A 17,164-nucleotide genomic window follows, 5' to 3' on the forward strand; every position below is an offset into this window, starting at 1 on the left:
CCTAGCGGGTATGACGAAGGCATGGACTGGGTCACCTGCGCGCATTCCGTTGCCTGCACCGGGATCGCCGTCCGGCCGTCCGGCCTCTGCCTCGCCCACCTGTCCCCCGACCGGCTCTCCGAAGCCCTCGCCCAGCTGTCCCCCGGCCGCCTGATCGACTTGCGCGGCACGACCGTCACCAGCGACCTGCTGTCCCGCGTGCTGGAGGCCACCGGCGGCAGGCCGGGCCGGGCACGGCTGGACCGGGTCAGGTTCACCGGCGACGTCCGGCTGTCGGGCGTGACGTTCGCCGGGGACGTGTCGCTCGACGGCGCCAGGTTCGACCGGCTGGCCTCGTTCTTCGGCGCCCGCTTCGAGGGCAACGCGTCGCTGGCCGGCGCCAGGTTCGCCCGCGAGCTGTCCTTCCACGGCGTCACCGTGCGCGGGCACGTCTCGCTCGACCGGGCGGTGATGGCCCGGGACGCGCTGTTCAGCCAGGCGGTCTTCGGCCACGGGCTGTCGTGTGAGCGGGCCAGGTTCGACGGGTACGCCACCTTCGACGGCGCCCGCCTCGGCGACGGGGCCGCCTTCCGCGGCGCGCGTTTCGGCCGCACCCTGTCCTTCCGCAAGGTCAGCGGGCACGCCGGGTTCGAGGCCGCGCACTTCGCCGCGGACGCGTACCTGTCGGCCACCGGGCGGCTGTCGGCGGCCCGCGCCCGCGCGGACGGGCTGCTGGACGTGGCGGTCGCTGGGTGCGGCGTGAACCTGCGCGGCGTGGAGGTGTCGGGGCCGACCACGCTGAAGCTGACCGACTCCCACGCCGACCTGGAGGGCGCGGTGCTGCGCGGCCCGGCCACGGTGAGCGGCCGGGGCACCTCGATGCTGACCTCGCTGCGCCAGGTGGAGGCCGCCGACCTGGCGCTGCACGGCCTCGACCTGTCCGCGTGCAGGTTCGCCGGGCTCGCCCACCCGTCCGGGGTGCGGGTCAAGGACTGCACGTTCGCGCTCACCCCGCGTGGCATGCGGGTGAGCCTGCGCCGGCCGATGCTGCGGTGGTTCTCCCGCCGCAGCGCTCTGGCCGACGAGCACGGCATGGGCGGCGGCGCGGCCGATCCCGGCGCCACCCCGGATCGGCTCGCCGCGCTCTACGCCGGGTTACGGCCCAGCGACCGCGCCACGTCGGCCGACTTCGCCTCCGCCGCCTGGGAGATGCGCCGCCGGGCCGGTCACCGGTGGTGGCTGTGGGTGTCGTGGCTGCTGTACGGGTACGCCACGCGCATGGGCCGGCCGGGAGCCTGGTTCGCGCTGCTTGCCGCGATCGCCGCGGCCGCCGCGCTGTGGACCTCGACCGGCCACGGCACGGCGATGCCCCGTTAGAGCTCGGCGGCCACCGCGGCGATGGCGCTGAAGTGCCTCGAGCGCCAGCCGCCGCCCATGATCCGGCGCGACATCTGCTGCAGCTCGTCGTCGGGGTCGAAGCCCTCGTGGTCGAGGAACAACCGGGTGCCCCGGCCCTCGGGCTCCAGCCGCCACGTGACCGTCCAGTCGGCCCGCTTGCGATCGCTCCAGCTGATCTTCAACAGCTTCCCCGGCTCCAGCTCCAGCACCTCGCAGTAGACGATGCCGTCGAAGCCCACCTGCTTCTTGGGCTCGGTGCGGAAGGTGAACCGGTGCCCGACCTCCGCCTTGAAGTCGTTGGGCATGAGCCATTTCGCGACCAGCTCCGGCTCGGTCAGCGCCCGCCACACCTTCTCCGGCGGGTGCGGGATGAACTGGTCGAGCCTGATCGCGCGCAGGTCCTCAGCTGTCTCGTCCATCGTCTTCCATCTCGTCGAGGAGGTTGGTGAGGTTCGTGAGCTTCTCGCGCCAGAACCGTTCGTAGGGGGTGAGCCAGTCGCGGATCTCCATCAGCGGCGCCGCCTCCAGCCGGTAGTGCCGCTCCCTGCCCTTGCGGGTCTCGGAGACCAGCCCGGCGTCCTTGAGGACCTTGAGGTGCTCCGACACGCTGGGCCGGCTCATGTCGAACCGCTCGGCCAGCCGGCCGGCGGGCTGGCCGCCCTCCTCCAGGAGGAGGCGCAGCAGCTCGCGCCTGGCCGGGCTGGCCAGTGCGGTGAACACGTGATCGGCGGTCATGCCTGGCTGACGACGAAGCCGTTGCCGAACGGGTCGTGGAACAGCAGTTGCCGTCCCCAGGGCTCGTCCGTGGGCCCCTCGAAGGCGATCTCGTGCTCGCGCAGGCGTGCGGCCAGGGCGTCGAGGTCGGGCGCGGCCACCACGAGGCCGCCGATCGGCGCCATGTCGGGGAACCAGGAGGCGAGCAGGAGCGCGGTCTCGGCGCCCTTGGGGGCGACGGTGAGCCAGCGGCCCATCGGGAAGGGGTTGTCACTGCGCACTTCGAAGTCGAGCACGCGGGTGTAGAAGTCCAGCGCCCGCTCCTGGTCGGCGACGGGCACGGTGACGGTGAGAATTGAGGAGATCGGCATGTCGGCCACTATACGTAGGTTTTTTCCTACATAACAACCCTGGGCCGCGAAATATCAGGGAGTTCCCGGAGTGAGCCCTGAGGGCGCCCCTCCGTAAACTGGGGATCATGCCGATCGACGACTACGTGGCAGAGCTCAACCGTACGCTCACCGGCCCGCCCGGGCCCAAGCGCGACCTGGTCGTCGAGGCGCGCGACAGCCTGACCGACACCGCCGACGCGCTGGAGGCCGAGGGGCTCGACCGGGCGGAGGCGGAGCGGATCGCGGTGGCGGAGTTCGGCCCCGTCCCCGAGATCGCCCCCGGCTACCAGGCCGAGCTCACCTCCGCCGCGGGGCGGCGGCTGGGCTTCCTGCTGTTCATCAGCGTGCCGATCACCGTGCTCATGTGGTCGGTGCTGTGGCGGATGTACCCAGCCGACGACGACGTGTGGGCGAGCCAGCCCGTGTGGTACTCCCCGGTCTCCCGCCTGCTCGACATCGTCCAGCTCGCCGTCGGCGTCTACGGAGGCCTCGTGCTGCTGGCGCTGGGCCGCGGGGCGCGGTGGATCCGCCGGCCCCGGTTGCTCACCAGGTCGCTCGCGCTGGTCGTGTGGATCTCGCTGCCGATCACCATCGCGCTCGCCCAGTTCCTCACGCACGGCACGGAAGGGGCCAGCGGCCTGGACGTCCTGCCCTCCGCGCTGGCCAACCTGGTGACCGCGGCCGTATGGGGCCTGCAGGTCTACGGCGCCATCCACTGCATGCGCATCACCCGGGCGACGCACCCGCGCGCCGGGGCGGCCGAGCGGTCATCCTGATGCCCTGGCCTCCGCGCGGAGCACACTGCCGATCACGGTGGTGAACTCCCGCCAGGCCGACCGCTCCCCTTCGAGCTGCCTCCTGCCCGCGTCCGTCAGCCGGTAGGTGCGGCGCCTGCGCCCGCCCACGGTCGCCCACTCGCTCGACAGGTAGCCGATGCGCTCCAGCCTGCGCAGCGCCGGGTAGACGGTGCCCGTGGGCACGCTCAGCGCTCCCCCGCTGCGCTCCTGCAGCGCCTCGATGATGGCGTAGCCGTGCAGCGGCTCGCGCTCCAGCACTGAGAGCAGCAGCGCGTCCATGTGCCCGCGCAGCGCGTCCGGATTCATGTTTCAGATCTTAGGCAACCCGTCAGCATGTAGTCAGTCTACATGTAGGCTGTCTATATGTAGATAGGCACAACAATCGGAGATCTGATGGATGTACTCGATCTGGCACGCACGCAGTTCGCGGTGACCGGCAGCCTGCACTTCCTGTTCGTGGTGCTCACGCTCGGGCTCGCCCCGCTGGTCGCGATCATGCACACCCGCTGGGCCATCTCGGGCAAGCCGCTCGACGAGGCCATGACCCGGTTCTGGGGGCAGATCTACGTCATCAACTACGCGCTCGGCATCGTCACCGGGCTGGTGATGGAGTTCCAGTTCGGGCTGTCCTGGAGCGGCCTGTCCCACTACGCCGGCGACGTGTTCGGCGCCCCGCTGGCCATGGAGACCCTGATCGCCTTCTTCCTGGAGTCCACCTTCCTGGGGCTGTGGATCTTCGGCTGGCACCGGCTGCCCAAGGGGCTGCACGTGGCCTGCATCTGGCTCGTGACGCTGACGGCGTACGCGAGCGCGTTCTTCATCATGGTGGCCAACTCGTACCTGCAGAACCCGGCCGGATCCGTCGTCCGCGGCGGCCGGATGGAGCTGGTCGACTTCGGCGCCCTGCTCACCAACCCGTCCCTGGTGTTCGCGTTCCCGCACGTGGTCGGGGCCGGACTGTTCACCGGGGCGATGGTGCTGGTGGGGGCGAGTGCGTACCAGCTGCGGCGCCGCACCGAGCACGTGGAGTTCTTCACCAAGTCCATGCGCACCGGCGTGACCACGGCCGCGATCGGGATCTTCGTCACGATGGGGTTCGGCTACGCGCAGTTCGCTGTGATCCCGGTCGAGGACAAGTTCTCGGGCAACGTGGGGGCGGCGATCGGGCTCGCGATCATGATGGAGATCGGGCAGTTGCTGGGGCTCATCGTGCTGCTGGTGATGCTGCCGATGATCCGCGGCCTGCCGCGCCGGCGGTGGACGCACCCGATCTTGATCGCGATGACGCCGCTGCCGTTCGTCCTGTCGATCGCGGGCTGGATCGCCAGGGAGGTCGGGCGGCAGCCGTGGATGATCTGGGAGAAGCTCACCGTGGCCGACGCCATGTCGCCGGGCCTCACCTCGGGGATGGTCACGGCCTCGCTGATCGGGTTCGCGGCGGTGCTGGGGCTGCTGGCGGTCGTCGACTACGTGCTCATCGCGCGGGTGATCAGGCGCGGGCCGCAGGGCCTCGACCTCGGCTCCTCGTCGGCCCGCGAGCCCCGTACGCCGGTGCTGAGCTACTAGGAGTGCTGACATGGAAATGATCTGGCTCGTCTTCTTCGCGGTGCTGCTGGCCGGCTACTTCGCCCTGGAGGGATTCGATCTGGGGGTCGGGCTGCTGCTGCCCTTCCTCGGCCGGACGCGGGAGGGGCGCGATCGCATGGTGGCGGCCGTGGCGCCGTACGTGCTGGCCAACGAGGTGTGGCTGGTGGCGGTGGCCGGGACGATGTTCGGGGTCTATCCGCTGCTGGAGGGGGAGGTGCTGTTCGGGCTGTACCCCGTGGTGGTGGCGATGCTGCTGAGCTGGGTCCTGCGGGACGCGGGCCTGTGGTTCCGGCGCAGGATCGACGGGCCGCGGTGGCGCGGGTTCTGGGACGCGGCGATCGCCTTCGGGTCGCTGGGGCTGTCGTTCGGGTGGGGCATGGCGCTCTACGCGGCAGCCACCGGGTTCGAGGCCTCGCCCGTGCATCCGGTCGGGCTGATGCTGGGGGTGGTCGTGACGCTGTTGTTCGCCTGGCACGGGTGGACGTTCCTGGCGTGGCGGGCGCCGGGCGACTTCGGTGCGACGCGGTCGGGGCGGGCGCTGCTGCTCTCCGGGGCCGTCGCCGCGCTGCCCGCGGCGGGGGTGCTGGCGGGGGCGGCGCCGTATCTGCTGGAGCACAGCGCACCCGCGGCTACCTTGAATGTGCTCAGTCTCATGGTCCTGCCGTTCGCGCCGATCATGCTGGGCGCGCAACTATGGGTGTGGCGCACTTTCCGCCCGGGGAAGGACGCCTTCCGGCTCCCATCGTTCTTCTAGAGGACCTGTGCACAAAGATCTCCTGCGGCTCATGCGGGCCGAGCGGTCGGTACGCCGCCACCTGACCGTGACCATGGCCGCGGCCGTGCTGGCGGGGCTGCTCGTGCTCGTGCAGGCGGAGCTGCTGGCCGGGGTGCTGTCGGGCCGGTTCACCGCCGCCGTCCTGGCCGTGCTGGCGGGGGTCGTGGGCGTGCGGGCGCTGCTCGCCTGGACGCAGGGCGTCTTCGCCGGGCACACCGCGACCGGGGTCAAGTCGGCGCTGCGCCACCGGCTGCTGGCCCGGCTGCGTGAGCTCGGCCCCGGGCGGCTGACCGCGCACCGCTCCGGCGAGCTGGTCACCCTGGCCGGGCGCGGGCTCGACGGGCTGGACGCCTATCTGACCGGCTACCTGCCGTCGATCGCGGTGGCCGCGGTGGTGCCGCTGGCCGTGCTCGTGCGGTTGTTCGCCGCCGACCTCGCCAGCGCGGTCATCGTGCTGGTCACGTTGCCGCTGATCCCGATCTTCGGGGCGCTCGTCGGCATGACGACCAAGGTCGTGACCGAGCGCCAATACCGCGCGCTGTCGCGGCTCGGCGGCCACTTCCTGGACGTGGTGCGCGGCCTGCCCACCCTGCGGGCCTTCGGGCGGGCGCGTTACCAGGCCACCGTCATCCGTCAGGTGGCCGACGCGCACCGCAGCGCCACCATGCGGACGTTGCGGGTGGCTTTTCTGTCGTCGCTGGTGCTGGAGCTGTGCGCGTCGCTGTCGCTGGCGCTGGTGGCGGTGCCGATCGGGCTGCGGCTGCTCGGGGGGTCGCTGGATCTGACGACGGCGCTGCTGGTGCTGCTGCTGGCGCCGGAGGCGTACCTGCCGCTGCGGGCCATGGGGACGCGCTTCCACGCCTCCATGGAGGGGGTGGCGGCCGCCGACGCGGCCTTCGCCGTCCTGGACGACGCGGCCGGCTCCGAGGTACGGTCCGCCGAACCGCGGGCCGCCGCGGAGGTCCGGCCGTCGGGAGCTCCGGAGATCCGGCTGGAGAACGTCACCGTCCGCTATCCCGGCAGGGACGCCGCCGCGCTGGAGAACGTCACGCTCACGATCCATCCGCGGGAGCGGGTCGCCCTGGTCGGCGAGAGCGGCGGGGGCAAGAGCACGCTGCTCCACCTGCTCCTCGGCTTCGTCCAGCCTTCGGAGGGCCGGGTGCTGGTCGACGGCATGGACCTGCGTGAGGCGGATGTGGCGAGCTGGCGGGCGCGGCTGGCGTTCGTGGCCCAGCGGCCACACCTGTTCACGACGTCGGTGGCCGACAACATCCGCCTGGGGGCTCCCTCCGCCTCTCCGGAGCAGGTACGCCGCGCTGCGGCCGCCGCCCACGCCGACTTCGTGGAGGCGCTCCCCCACGGGTTCGACACCGTGGTGGGCGAGCGGGGCGCCAACCTGTCCGCCGGCCAGCGGCAGCGCATCGCCCTGGCCCGCGCCTTCTGCCGCCCGGACGCGTCGGTGCTGCTCCTGGACGAGCCCACGGCCCGCCTGGACGGGCGCAGCGAGGCCGCCGTGGTGGCGGGGACGGCGGAGCTGGCCCACGACCGCACGGCCGTCATCGTCGCGCACCGGCCCGCCATGATCGACCTGGCGGACCGCGTGATCCGCCTCCATGAGGGCCGCGTCGTCTCCGACACCGCCCTCACCCCGACCGGCATCGCACCATCAGACGGCACCACCACGCCCGCCATCACCACCGGCACCGCCACGCCCGGCGTCGCCGGTGACCGCGAGGACGAGGCGCCGGGGCGGGGCCAAGGGGCGGCGGGTCAGGGTGATCGAATGGAGGACGCCCGGACAGCGGACGCCCGGACGACAGACGCGGACGCCCGGACGGCGGACACGGACGCTCGGACGGCGGACACGGACGCCCGGACAGCGGACGCCCGGACAGCGGGCGCGGACGCTCGGACGGCGGATGATCGGGGTGGCGAGGCGGCCGCGGCTTCGCGGGAAAGCGGGGGCAAGCGATGAACCGGGTCATGGGGAAGCGGCTGGTATGGGCCGTGCTGGCCGGAGCGGCGGCCGACCTGGCGGGCCTCGGGCTGATCGCAGCGGCGGCCTGGCTGATCACCAGGGCCGCCCAGCAGCCGCCCCTGGCCGCGTTGAGCGTGGCGATCGTGGCGACCAGGGCATTCGCCACGAGCAAGGGCGTCTTCCGCTACGTGGAACGCCTCACCGGCCACGACGTGGCACTGCGCGCCCAGGCCGGCACCCGTGAGGACCTCTACCAGGCCCTGATCCCGCCCCAGCGGCCCCGTCACGGCGGTGCCGACCTGCTCAGCCGCATGGTGGACGACACCGAGGCCGTACAGGACCTGCTCGTCCGCTGCCTGCTGCCCGCGGCCGCCGCGGCCATCGCCGGACTGGCCGCCGTCGTCATCGGGCTGACCATCCTGCCGGTCGCGGCGCTCGTGCTGGTGGCCGGGCTGGCCCTGGCCGGGGTGCTGCTGCCCGCCGGCACGGCCGCGGCCGCCCGCCGCTGGTCGGCGAGGATCGCCCCCGCGCGGGCGGCGCTGGCCGCCCGGGTGGCCGACCTGGTGCACGGCTCCGCCGACCTGGCCGCCTACGGCGCCGACGACGCGGCCCTGGGCAAGGCGCTGGCCGCCGACGAGGCGCTGGCCGCGCTCGAACGCCGCCAGGCCCGCGTCCACGCCGCCGCCCTGGCCGGGGGCACGCTGGTGCAGGGGCTGACGGTCGCGGCCGTCGTCCTGCTCGCCCAGGGGGCCGGGGCGGGCTCTGTCGGCACGGCGGTGCTCGCGCTGACCGCGCTGGTGGCCTTCGAGCCCGTGCTGCCGCTGGCGGCCGCGGGCGAGCGGATGGCGGGGATCATGGCGGCGCTGCGTCGGCTGCGCGAGGTCCGCGCGGCCACCCCGGCCGTCACCGAACCCGCCGCCCCCGCACCCCGGCCCGAGGCCCCGCTGACCATCGAGATCGACGATCTGGTGGTACGCCACGCACCCCGCCCCGCCCCAGAGGGCTCGGCAAGCAGCACAGGATCCGGCAGCGCCCCAGAGGGGTCGGCAAGCGGCACGGGATCCGGCAGCGCCGCAGAAGGCGGCGGTGTGCCAGGCGAGGGCGTATGGGACGACGCGCCCGACTCGACCTCGTCGGCCGGTGACGGCGGAGCGCCCGGCGCGGCCTCCCCGACCGGGGGCGCACAGGGCGAGGGACTGCCTGCACCCGGTGGGCGGCCCGCGGTCGACGGTGTACGCCCCGCGGTGGACGATGACCGGCCCGCGGTGGACGGCGGGCGGCCGGCGCTCGACGGGGTGTCGCTGCGGCTCACTCCCGGGAAGCGGGTGGCGGTCGTCGGCCCGAGCGGGGCGGGCAAGAGCACGTTGCTGGCCGCGTTGATGCGGCTGGTGGAGCCGGAGTCCGGGCGCATCACGGTCAACGGGGTGGACCTCAGGGAGCTGGACGGCGACGACGTGCGGGCGCTCATGACGGGCCTCACCCAGGACCCGTACATCTTCCGCGCCACCCTCCGCGACAACCTGCGCCTGGCCGGCCCCGAGGCCGACGACGACACGCTGCGGCGCGCCGTACGGGACGCCAGGCTCGAGGACTGGGTCGAGCGGACAGGATGGGACACCGAGCTCGGCGAGGACGGCAGGACCGTCTCCGGCGGGCAGCTGCAGCGGCTCGCCCTGGCCAGGGCGCTGCTGTACGACCCGCCGGTGCTGCTGCTGGACGAGCCCGCCGAGGCGCTCGACGAGGAGACCGCCGACCGCCTCATGAGCGACCTGCTCGACGTGACCAGAGACCGCACCACGCTGCTCGTGACGCACCGCCTCAAGGGCCTGGAGATGGTCGACGAGGTCGTGGTGCTCGAGGAGGGCCGCGTCGTCCAGCGCGGGCACCACGACGAGCTCGTCGCCGTGCCCGGCTATTACCGCGACCTGTGGGAGTCCGAGGTCCTGACCCGCAGATAAGCCCCCGCCCCGGAGATGGGCATTGTGTTGACGTCCCAAACAGGTTTGCGATCCAAACCAGTTTGAGGAATCGAGAGGTTTGCGATGCTTGAGGACGACGAGCGGACGCCCAGCCCGGAGGAGATGCTCCGCGTCATCGAGGAGCAGCAGTCCGCCGCCGCGAGACACATCTACATCGACCCCCTCGTGCTCTACCTTCCGTGGGTGTGGCATGGCTGCTCGGCTTCACCGCGTACTTCCTGCACTACGGGCTCGACGGACGGCCGTACGCGCCGATCTCACAAGCACAGGCGCAGATCGTGCTGATGATCGGGCAAATGGTGGCGGGGGCGGTAGCCGCTTACGGGATCACCCGGATGAACCGGCAGGTCCGCGGAGAGACCCGCGCCAAAGGTGCGATGTATGGCTATGCATGGTTCGCCGGGATAACGCTGGTCGCGATCATCGCCATCAGGCTGTCACCCCAGCTGCCGCCGCAGGAGGCCGGGCTGCTCTGGGGAGGCGGGATGTTGACGATCGTGGCGGTGCTCTACATGGTGGGCGGCGCGATCTGGATCAACTGGCAGATGTTCTTCGTCGGCGTCTGGGTCGCCGCCGTCAACGGGGTGGGCGTGCTGCTCGGCGCCGGCTGGCACGCGCTGCTGACGGCGGTGCTGCTGGGCGGTGGTTTCATCGTCGCCGGCCTGTGGCTGAGGCGCCGGGCATGACGGCGGAGAAGTCTCTGCCCGAGCTCGACCCGGTCATCCACGCCCAGGCCAGGCTCCGGGTGGTGGCCGCGCTCAACGTTCTCGGCGAGGGCGACGAGATGGCCTTCGGCTCGCTGAAGGACCTGCTGGGCATGACGGCGGGCAACCTGTCGGTCCACCTGACCAAGCTCGAGGAGGCGGACTACATCCGCATCACCAAAACACACAAGGGCCGCACCCCGGTCACGTACGTGGCGCTCACCACGCGTGGACGGCTGGCCTTCGAGGACTACACCAAGGCGATCCGCGCCTTGCTGGACAACGCTGGGGGCAACGTATGACGATCCTCGCCAGAGCGATCGAGGTCACCCGCCGCTACGGCGACGTGCTGGCGCTCGACCGCCTCTCGCTCGACATCAAGGCCGGCGAGCTGGTCGGGCTGCTCGGCCCGAACGGCGCGGGCAAGTCCACCTTGATCAACCTGTTCGTGGGGCTGCGCCGGCCCACGTCCGGCACGGTCGAGCTGCTCGGCGGCTCGCCGCAGGACCCGGCCGTGCGGCGCGGCATCGGCATGACCCCGCAGGAGACCGGGCTGCCCGAGTCGTTACGCGTCGGCGAGATCGTCGACATCGTGTCGGCACATTTCCCGGAAAAGGCGGATAAGGGGGAGCTGCTGGAGCGTTTCGGTCTGAGCGACCTGATCAGGCGGCAGGTCGGCGGCCTGTCCGGCGGGCAGCGGCGGCGGCTGGCCGTGGCGCTGGCGTTCGCGGGCCGGCCGCGGCTGGTCTTCCTCGACGAGCCCACCACGGGCCTGGACGTCGAGGCCAGGCGGGCGCTGTGGGACGGCGTCAGGTCCTTCCACGAGGACGGCGGCACGGTGCTGCTCACCAGCCACTACCTCGAGGAGATCGAGGCCCTGGCCGAGCGGGTCGTGGTGGTCGGCCACGGCCGCGTGCTGGCCGACGACACGGTGCGGGCGGTACGCGACATGGTGGGCGTGCGGCGGGTCTCCCTCGTCGCCGAGGACCTGCCCGACCTGCCCGGCGTGCTCGGCTCCGAGCGTGCGGACGGCCGGGTCAGCCTGGTCACCACCGACCCGGACCGGCTGGTCGTCGAGCTGGTACGCAGCGGCGTGCCGTTCTCCGGCCTGGAGATCAGGCCGACCACCCTGGAAGAGGCCTTCCTCGCCATCACCTCGAAGGAGGGCGCACATGTCTAGCCTGGTCCTCGCGCACACCCGCTATCTCATGATCGAGCAACTCAGGGTGCCCATCGGCCCGCTGGCCGGCGCCCTGTTCCCGGCGATCGCGATGCTGGCGTTCGTGGTGCCGTTCGCGGGCAAGGATCCGGTGGCCGCGACGGCGGCGACCGGCTCGTTCATGCTCTTCGGCGCGATGTCGAACGCGCTGATCGGGCTCAGCATCTCCGTCTCGCAGGACCGCGAACAGCCGTGGAACCCGTACCTGCGCACGCTGCCCGCGGGCCCGTTCCCCCACTTCGCCGGGCGGATCCTGACGGTGCTGGCCGTCATGCTGGTGTCGGTGATCCCGGTGCTGCTGGTGAGCGCGCAGTTCACCGAGGCGACGATCACGCCGGTCAGGCTTCTGCTCGGGGTGGGCGTGCTGGTGGCCGTCCTGGTCCCGTTCCTGCTGATGGGCCTGTTCATCGGCTTCACGCTGTCGTCCAAGGCCGCGATCGCGGTCTCGCAGATCGTGTTCTTCCCGCTGGGCATCGTCGGCGGCCTCCTGCTGCCGCCGCAGTTCATGCCGGACTTCCTCCAGACCCTCTCGCCGTACGCGCCCACCAGGGGCGCGGCGGAGCTGGTCTGGTGGGCCACCATCGGCACCCGGCCGGGCACCGTGGCGCTGGTGATGCTGGCGGTGTGGACCGTCGTCGTGGCGGCCGCCGCCGTGTGGGCCTACCGCCGTGACGAGGGCCGGCGTTTCTCCTGACCGCGGGGGGGTGTGCCGCCGAGTCCGCAGCGATCTCGACGGCACACCCGTCAAGGTGGGGGTCCTGTTAGTTCTTCTCCACGAGGGTGACGGTCACCTCGTTGGTCTGCCCGTCCCTCACATATGTGATCTTGACCTCTTGGCCAGGTTTGAAACCTCTGACCTGCCCAACTACATTATCTCCTCCGTCAACCGCCTTGTCATTGATCTTGGTGATCAAGTCGCCCTGCTTCAGACCGGCCTTCTCCGCCGGGCTTCCGGCGGTGACCTGCCTGACGAGCGCGCCGGCCACGTCGCCGGTGGCGTCGGTGACGCTCACGCCGAGGAAGGCGTGGGTGACCTTGCCGGTGCTGATGAGCTGATCGGACACCTGCTTGGCGGTGTTGACGGGGATGGCGAAGCCGACGCCGCCGCCCGCGGCGTCCGAGGCGATCGCGGTGTTGATGCCGACCACCTCGCCGGCCGCGTTGACCAGCGCGCCGCCGGAGTTGCCCGGGTTGATCGAGGCGTCGGTCTGGATGGCACCGCCGATCGTGGTGGGCTCGCTCCCCTGGCTCTGCTGCTCCTGGCCCCAGCCGGGCGGCACCTGCTGGCGCGGCTCGCCGCCGACGGTGAGCGTGCGGTCGAGCGCGCTGACGATGCCCCTCGTGACGGATCCGTCGAGGCCGAGCGGGCTTCCGATGGCCAGCACGTCGTCACCGACCTTCAGCAGGTCGCTGTTGCCGAGGGTGGCCTTGGTCAGCCCGGAGACGCCCTCGGCCCGGATGACGGCCAGGTCGGTGGCCGGGTCGGTGCCGACCACGCTCGCCTTGGCCGTCTTGCCGTCGCTGAACTTGACGGTCATCTGCCCGCCCTGCGCCGCGCCCTCGACCACGTGGTTGTTGGTCAGGATGAGCCCGTCCTCCGACAGCACCACGCCGGAGCCCTCGCCGGTCTGGCCCTGGATCATCACGACGCTCGGCTGCACCTTCGCCGCCACCTCGGAGACGGTGAGCTCGGTGGAGGTGGTCTTGAAGGCCGGGCTCGGCGTGCCGGTGTTGGTGTTGGTGTTGGTGGTCACGGAGACCGGGTCCGGCTGGAAGGCGTTGGCGACGACGGCTCCCACGACACCTCCGCCGATGGCGGTGGCGGCCAGCGCGAGCCCGGCCACGGCCTTGCTCCCGAAGAAGGCCTGCTTCTTCGGGGGCGCGGGCGGCGGCGGGGGCGGCTGCTCCATGATGATCGTGTCCCGCCGGGGGAAGCCCCCGGCGGCCGGTGGGGTCGCGCCGAACTGGCTCCACCCGGTGCCCTGCTCGCGAGGCTCGTTCGCGTCCATCTGTCACTCCCTCAAGTCCCGATGGAACTAGGGTCGCAAGTCCCGCGTAAACCCTGGTTAAGCCGGTCATCGGAGCTATGTGAGACGGTTCACGGGCGCCTTATCGAGGCTGCTCGAGCCGGGTCGGCTCCATGGGTCCCGGCCGGAAATCCGTGCGTGTCGCGCCGCTCGACCGCGGCATCACGCCTGACGCTTTCCTGCGAGCGCCGACGCGGCGACGGCGCCTAGCATCGCGCCTGCTCCACTTATCACCAGGAGCAGGGGCTTGGCCAGGGCGTGCAGCGCGAGGGCCACCTGAAACGGTCCGCCGTCAGAGACGGCATACGCCTGCACCTGAAACAGGAAGACGTACAAACCCCAGGCGGTGAGCCCGGTCCCCGCGGCCACGAACATGAAAGCGATCAGTCGCATGCCGCAGGATGGTAGCGGCGCCTGGGACGGCTCAGCTCGAGGCCGGCCAGTACTCGTCCCTGAGCAAGCGTTTGTACAGCTTGCCCGTGGGGTGGCGGGGCAGATCGGCGCGGAAGTCGACGGACTTGGGGCACTTGTAGTGGGCCAGGCGCTCGCGGCAGTACGCGATCAGCTCCGCCTCCAGCTCCGGGCCCGCCTCGGCCATCGACAGCGGCTCCACCACGGCCTTGACCTGCTCACCCATCTCCTCGTCCGGCACCCCGATCACCGCCACGTCGGCCACCTTCGGGTGCACCGACAGCACGTTCTCGGCCTCCTGCGGGTAGATGTTCACGCCGCCGGAGATGATCATGTACGAGCGGCGGTCGGTGAGGTACAGGAAGCCGTCCTCGTCGAGGTAGCCGATGTCGCCCAGGGTGGTCCAGCCCCGGCCCTTCGGGTCCTGTGCGGAGCGGGTCTGCTCGGGGTCGCCGTGGTATTCGAAGGCGCCGCCGTTCTCGAAGTAAATCGTGCCGTGCTCGCGGGGCGGCAGGTCGTCGCCCTTCTCGTCGCAGATGTGCACGGTGCCGAGAAGCGAGCGGCCGACCGTGCCCTTGTGCTGGAGCCAGTCCTGGGAGTTGACGTAGAGGAAGCCGTTGCCCTCGGTGCCGGCGTAGTACTCGTGGATGATCGGGCCCCACCAGGCGATCATCTGCTCCTTGACGGGGACGGGACAGGGCGCGGCCGCGTGGATCGCACACTTAAGTGAGGAAATATCGTATTTTGTCCGAGTCTCTTCGGGCAGCTTGAGCATCTTGATGAACATCGTGGGCACCAGCTGCGCGTGCGTCACCCCGTACCGCTCGACCGCCCGCAGGAAGTCCTCGGCGTCGAAGCGCTCCATCACGACGACCGTGGCGCCGAGCCGCTGGAACGTCATGCTGTAACGCAGCGGGGCGGCGTGGTAGAGGGGCGCGGGTGAGAGGTAGACGCTGCCGGCGGAGGGCGCGAACAGCGCCGAGTTGAGCCTGAGCAGCGTGCTGGGCTCGGTGAGCGGCCCCAGGGTGGCGGCCAGCTTGACGCCCTTCGGCCGGCCGGTGGTGCCCGAGGAGTAGAGCATGTCGGCGCCCGTGCACTCGTCGGCGATCGGGGTGGTGGGCTGCCGCGCGACCGCCTCCTCGTACGACGTGAAGCCCTCGGCCGTGCCGTCCGTCATGAGCCGCAGCTCCACCCCGGGCGTGGCAGCGGTGATCGAGGTGGCGACGCCGGCCAGGTCCGCGCTGGAGATGAACGCCCGGGCGCCGCAGTTGTCCACGATGTAGGCCAGCTCGCCGGTCTGCAGCCGTGAGCTGATCGGCGTGTAGTACAGGCCCGCGCGGTGCGCGGCCCACGCGACGACCAGGAAGAGGGGGTGGTTCGGCAGCATGAAGGCGATGTGGTCGCCGGGCCGCAGCCCGGCCTCGCGGAACAGGTGGGCCAGCCGGTTCGACTCCTCGTCCAGCTCGCGGTAGGTGATGATCCGTCCGGAGCCCGCCATGATCACAGCGGGCTTGTCTGGGGTGACTGCTGCGATGGCTCCCGGATACATGAACAGAACAGTATTCGGGAGATCGCCCGCCCACCAGCACGGCGAAGCCGCGACCTCGCCGTTGAGGTCGCGGCTCCGAGAAGGTGCGGCTGATCAGGCGGCCGCGTGGTAGACGTCCTTCCAGCCGGAGTGGAAGCCGGTCGGGCCGAACGTGGTGCCGCGGCTCACGTCCACGTAGATGTGGGCGGCGTTCTTACCGTAGAAGGTGAATTCCGCCGGGTGCTTGGTGCAGTTGCGGAAGCTCTTGAAGTACGCCGAGCCGTTCTTGTCCACGACCTTGAACGTCTCCCACGCGCACTTCTTCTTGCCCCACCACTTGTTGTTGTGGAGCGTGCTGTGGACCTTGAAGAAGTAGTCGTAGCGCCACTGCCAGACGCGCTTCTTGTCCTTCTTCAGGACGACCTTGCAGTGTTTGTCGCCCTTCTTGTCCTTCCAGCAGACCTCCTTCTTGATCTGCACCCACTTCCAGGTCCAGAACTTGAACTTCTTCTTCTCGACGCTCACGTGGCCGTGGGCCTTGGCCTTGTGATCGCCGGAGAAATACGGTCCCCAGGCCGCGTCGTACGAGCTCGTGGCCGATGGTGCGGAAGTGGTCGCCGCGTTGGCGGCGACCGGAGCGGCGATCGCCACCAGCGTGGCGGCGGTGACGCCCAGCAGGATTCGTGAAACGAATCTCACTTCGGGTCCTCCTCGGGAGAGGGGTTTTGCTGACCCAGCTTTGGTACGCCCGCCGCATTGCGCCGCACTTACAATTCACTTAATGCCATAGATCATCTGATAAGACGAAATTTCCGATCAAGCGGAGTTTTTCAATATCATCTCCCGGCGATCATTCCGCCGCGATCACGGAACCCTCGTACTTCTGCTTGATGAAATCCTTGACCTTCGGGTCCTGCAGCAGCTTGCCGAGGGTGACGACGTTCGCGTCCTTCTCGTGGCCGGTCTGGACGACGAGGCCGTTGACGTACGGGTTGCCCTCGCTCTTCTCCAGCGCCAGCGCCTGCGTGGCGGGCTTGAGCCCGGCCTCGATGGCGTAGTTGCCGTTGATCACCGCGGCGTCGACGTCGTCGAGCGAGCGCGGGAGCTGGGCCGCCTCCAGCGGCTTGAACTGCAGGTTCTTCGGGTTCGCCAGCACGTCGCGCTCGGTCGCCGCGGTGCCGGCGCCGTCCTTGAGCGTGACGACGCCGTTGTCGGCGAGCAGCTTGAGCGCGCGGCCCAGGTTCGTGGCGTCGTTGGGCAGGGCCACGGTGGCGCCGGCCGGCAGGGCGGACAGCGCGGTGATCTTCTTGGAGTACAGGCCGAGCGGCTCCAGGTGGACCGGGGTGACGAAGCTGAGCTTCGTGCCCTTGGAGGAGTTGAAGTCGTCCAGGTACGGCTTGTGCTGGAAGAAGTTGGCGGTCAGCTGGCCCTCGTCGAGCTGCACGTTCGGCTGGACGTAGTCGGTGAACTCCACGACCTCCAGCTTGAGCCCGGCGGCCGGGGCCAGGTTCTGCTTGACGTAGTCGAGGATCTCGGCATGCGGCACCGGGCTGGCGCCCACCTTGAGCACGGTGTCGGCGCCCTCGGCGGCATTGGTGGTGGCGGTCTGCGACGTTCCGCATGCGGCAAGCAACAGGGAGAGTGCGACAGCGCCCGCGATACGACGAATCTTCATG

At 70.8% G+C, this 17,164-nt stretch carries 19 protein-coding genes; 10 read left to right on the forward strand and 9 right to left on the reverse strand.

The features are described 5' to 3' along the window. Positions 1-21: 21 nt before the first annotated feature. The gene (locus tag ID574_RS00520) at positions 22-1,356 is read left to right on the forward strand and encodes a pentapeptide repeat-containing protein (protein ID WP_188186745.1); all 1,335 of its coding nucleotides are present in this window, start codon (positions 22-24) and stop codon (positions 1,354-1,356) included. Here ID574_RS00520 and ID574_RS00525 read toward each other — a convergent pair. Genes ID574_RS00525 through ID574_RS00535 form a run of 3 tightly spaced genes read right to left on the reverse strand, consistent with a single transcriptional unit; the run spans position 1,353 to position 2,462 of the window. Then, complete coding sequence (locus tag ID574_RS00525) at positions 1,353-1,796, reverse strand: SRPBCC family protein (RefSeq protein ID WP_188186746.1); 444 nt, start codon at positions 1,794-1,796, stop codon at positions 1,353-1,355. The genes ID574_RS00520 and ID574_RS00525 overlap by 4 nt on opposite strands. Next, the gene (locus tag ID574_RS00530) at positions 1,780-2,112 is read right to left on the reverse strand and encodes an ArsR/SmtB family transcription factor (RefSeq protein ID WP_188186747.1); all 333 of its coding nucleotides are present in this window, start codon (positions 2,110-2,112) and stop codon (positions 1,780-1,782) included. Before ID574_RS00530 ends, ID574_RS00525 begins: the two co-directional genes overlap by 17 nt. Continuing rightward, positions 2,109-2,462: a VOC family protein gene (locus ID574_RS00535; protein WP_188186748.1), complete on the reverse strand. Its 354-nt coding sequence runs from the start codon at positions 2,460-2,462 to the stop codon at positions 2,109-2,111. The genes ID574_RS00530 and ID574_RS00535 overlap by 4 nt, the downstream gene beginning before the upstream one ends. 107 nt (positions 2,463-2,569) lie before the next feature. Here ID574_RS00535 and ID574_RS00540 point away from each other — a divergent pair, with 107 nt between their 5' ends. Then, a complete protein-coding gene (locus ID574_RS00540; RefSeq protein WP_188186749.1) occupies positions 2,570-3,259 on the forward strand; it encodes a permease prefix domain 1-containing protein in 690 nt (229 codons plus the stop codon). Here the strand turns inward: ID574_RS00540 and ID574_RS00545 are convergent. Beyond that, on the reverse strand, positions 3,251-3,586 hold the full coding sequence (locus tag ID574_RS00545; protein ID WP_188186750.1) for a helix-turn-helix transcriptional regulator: 336 nt from the start codon (positions 3,584-3,586) through the stop codon (positions 3,251-3,253). The two genes, ID574_RS00540 and ID574_RS00545, sit on opposite strands and share 9 nt — an antisense overlap. Positions 3,587-3,673: 87 nt before the next feature. On the opposite strand from ID574_RS00545, the gene ID574_RS00550 reads away from it, so the two are divergent. From ID574_RS00550 to ID574_RS00585, 8 genes are all read left to right on the forward strand, one after another. Beyond that, positions 3,674-4,846 carry a cytochrome ubiquinol oxidase subunit I gene (locus ID574_RS00550; protein ID WP_188186751.1) on the forward strand — a complete coding sequence of 391 codons (1,173 nt, stop codon included), beginning with the start codon at positions 3,674-3,676 and terminating at the stop codon, positions 4,844-4,846. 10 nt (positions 4,847-4,856) lie between these two features. Further along, entirely contained in the window at positions 4,857-5,621 is a 765-nt protein-coding gene (locus ID574_RS00555) for a cytochrome d ubiquinol oxidase subunit II (RefSeq protein WP_188186752.1), read from the forward strand. 7 nt (positions 5,622-5,628) lie between these two features. After that, positions 5,629-7,617 carry a thiol reductant ABC exporter subunit CydD gene (cydD, locus tag ID574_RS00560; protein ID WP_188186753.1) on the forward strand — a complete coding sequence of 663 codons (1,989 nt, stop codon included), beginning with the start codon at positions 5,629-5,631 and terminating at the stop codon, positions 7,615-7,617. A gap of 8 nt (positions 7,618-7,625) precedes the next feature. Further along, a complete protein-coding gene (locus ID574_RS00565) occupies positions 7,626-9,578 on the forward strand; it encodes an amino acid ABC transporter ATP-binding/permease protein (protein WP_223166241.1) in 1,953 nt (650 codons plus the stop codon). A 200-nt stretch (positions 9,579-9,778) separates the two neighbouring features. Next, complete coding sequence (locus tag ID574_RS00570) at positions 9,779-10,285, forward strand: hypothetical protein (protein WP_188186754.1); 507 nt, start codon at positions 9,779-9,781, stop codon at positions 10,283-10,285. After that, positions 10,282-10,605, forward strand: a complete 324-nt coding sequence (locus tag ID574_RS00575) for a transcriptional regulator (protein WP_188186755.1) — start codon at positions 10,282-10,284, stop codon at positions 10,603-10,605. The genes ID574_RS00570 and ID574_RS00575 overlap by 4 nt, the downstream gene beginning before the upstream one ends. Then, entirely contained in the window at positions 10,602-11,483 is an 882-nt protein-coding gene (locus tag ID574_RS00580) for an ABC transporter ATP-binding protein (RefSeq protein WP_188186756.1), read from the forward strand. The genes ID574_RS00575 and ID574_RS00580 overlap by 4 nt, the downstream gene beginning before the upstream one ends. Next, a complete protein-coding gene (locus ID574_RS00585) occupies positions 11,476-12,216 on the forward strand; it encodes an ABC transporter permease (RefSeq protein ID WP_188186757.1) in 741 nt (246 codons plus the stop codon). The genes ID574_RS00580 and ID574_RS00585 overlap by 8 nt, the downstream gene beginning before the upstream one ends. A 67-nt stretch (positions 12,217-12,283) precedes the next feature. Here ID574_RS00585 and ID574_RS00590 read toward each other — a convergent pair whose 3' ends face one another. The 5 genes from ID574_RS00590 to ID574_RS00610 form a co-directional block, all read right to left on the reverse strand. Further along, positions 12,284-13,531, reverse strand: coding sequence for a S1C family serine protease (locus ID574_RS00590; protein ID WP_188186758.1), 1,248 nt, complete (start codon positions 13,529-13,531; stop codon positions 12,284-12,286). A 180-nt stretch (positions 13,532-13,711) separates the two neighbouring features. After that, complete coding sequence (locus ID574_RS00595) at positions 13,712-13,942, reverse strand: hypothetical protein (protein WP_188186759.1); 231 nt, start codon at positions 13,940-13,942, stop codon at positions 13,712-13,714. 31 nt (positions 13,943-13,973) lie between these two features. Beyond that, entirely contained in the window at positions 13,974-15,509 is a 1,536-nt protein-coding gene (locus ID574_RS00600; RefSeq protein ID WP_188186760.1) for an acyl-CoA synthetase, read from the reverse strand. Positions 15,510-15,602: 93 nt separating this feature from the next. Then, positions 15,603-16,187: a hypothetical protein gene (locus ID574_RS00605; protein ID WP_188186761.1), complete on the reverse strand. Its 585-nt coding sequence runs from the start codon at positions 16,185-16,187 to the stop codon at positions 15,603-15,605. Positions 16,188-16,338: 151 nt separating this feature from the next. Further along, positions 16,339-17,163 (reverse strand): MetQ/NlpA family ABC transporter substrate-binding protein, encoded by an 825-nt coding sequence (locus ID574_RS00610; protein WP_188186762.1) that lies wholly within the window; start codon positions 17,161-17,163, stop codon positions 16,339-16,341. Between the last annotated feature and the right edge of the window lies 1 nt (position 17,164).

It is taken from the genome of Nonomuraea sp. SYSU D8015, from assembly GCF_008065375.1.
Lineage (GTDB): Bacteria > Actinomycetota > Actinomycetes > Streptosporangiales > Streptosporangiaceae > Nonomuraea.

What these genes read in the sequence shown, in the direction of transcription:
- ID574_RS00520 (WP_188186745.1), top strand. Translation starts at nt 22, where the DNA reads ATGGACTGGGTCACCTGCGCGCATTCCGTTGCCTGCACCGGGATCGCC.
- ID574_RS00525 (WP_188186746.1), bottom strand. Translation starts at nt 1,796, where the DNA reads ATGGACGAGACAGCTGAGGACCTGCGCGCGATCAGGCTCGACCAGTTC.
- ID574_RS00530 (WP_188186747.1), bottom strand. Translation starts at nt 2,112, where the DNA reads ATGACCGCCGATCACGTGTTCACCGCACTGGCCAGCCCGGCCAGGCGC.
- ID574_RS00535 (WP_188186748.1), bottom strand. Translation starts at nt 2,462, where the DNA reads ATGCCGATCTCCTCAATTCTCACCGTCACCGTGCCCGTCGCCGACCAG.
- ID574_RS00540 (WP_188186749.1), top strand. Translation starts at nt 2,570, where the DNA reads ATGCCGATCGACGACTACGTGGCAGAGCTCAACCGTACGCTCACCGGC.
- ID574_RS00545 (WP_188186750.1), bottom strand. Translation starts at nt 3,586, where the DNA reads ATGAATCCGGACGCGCTGCGCGGGCACATGGACGCGCTGCTGCTCTCA.
- ID574_RS00550 (WP_188186751.1), top strand. Translation starts at nt 3,674, where the DNA reads ATGGATGTACTCGATCTGGCACGCACGCAGTTCGCGGTGACCGGCAGC.
- ID574_RS00555 (WP_188186752.1), top strand. Translation starts at nt 4,857, where the DNA reads ATGGAAATGATCTGGCTCGTCTTCTTCGCGGTGCTGCTGGCCGGCTAC.
- ID574_RS00565 (WP_223166241.1), top strand. Translation starts at nt 7,626, where the DNA reads ATGGGGAAGCGGCTGGTATGGGCCGTGCTGGCCGGAGCGGCGGCCGAC.
- ID574_RS00575 (WP_188186755.1), top strand. Translation starts at nt 10,282, where the DNA reads ATGACGGCGGAGAAGTCTCTGCCCGAGCTCGACCCGGTCATCCACGCC.
- ID574_RS00580 (WP_188186756.1), top strand. Translation starts at nt 10,602, where the DNA reads ATGACGATCCTCGCCAGAGCGATCGAGGTCACCCGCCGCTACGGCGAC.
- ID574_RS00585 (WP_188186757.1), top strand. Translation starts at nt 11,476, where the DNA reads ATGTCTAGCCTGGTCCTCGCGCACACCCGCTATCTCATGATCGAGCAA.
- ID574_RS00590 (WP_188186758.1), bottom strand. Translation starts at nt 13,531, where the DNA reads ATGGACGCGAACGAGCCTCGCGAGCAGGGCACCGGGTGGAGCCAGTTC.
- ID574_RS00595 (WP_188186759.1), bottom strand. Translation starts at nt 13,942, where the DNA reads ATGCGACTGATCGCTTTCATGTTCGTGGCCGCGGGGACCGGGCTCACC.
- ID574_RS00600 (WP_188186760.1), bottom strand. Translation starts at nt 15,509, where the DNA reads ATGTATCCGGGAGCCATCGCAGCAGTCACCCCAGACAAGCCCGCTGTG.
- ID574_RS00610 (WP_188186762.1), bottom strand. Translation starts at nt 17,163, where the DNA reads ATGAAGATTCGTCGTATCGCGGGCGCTGTCGCACTCTCCCTGTTGCTT.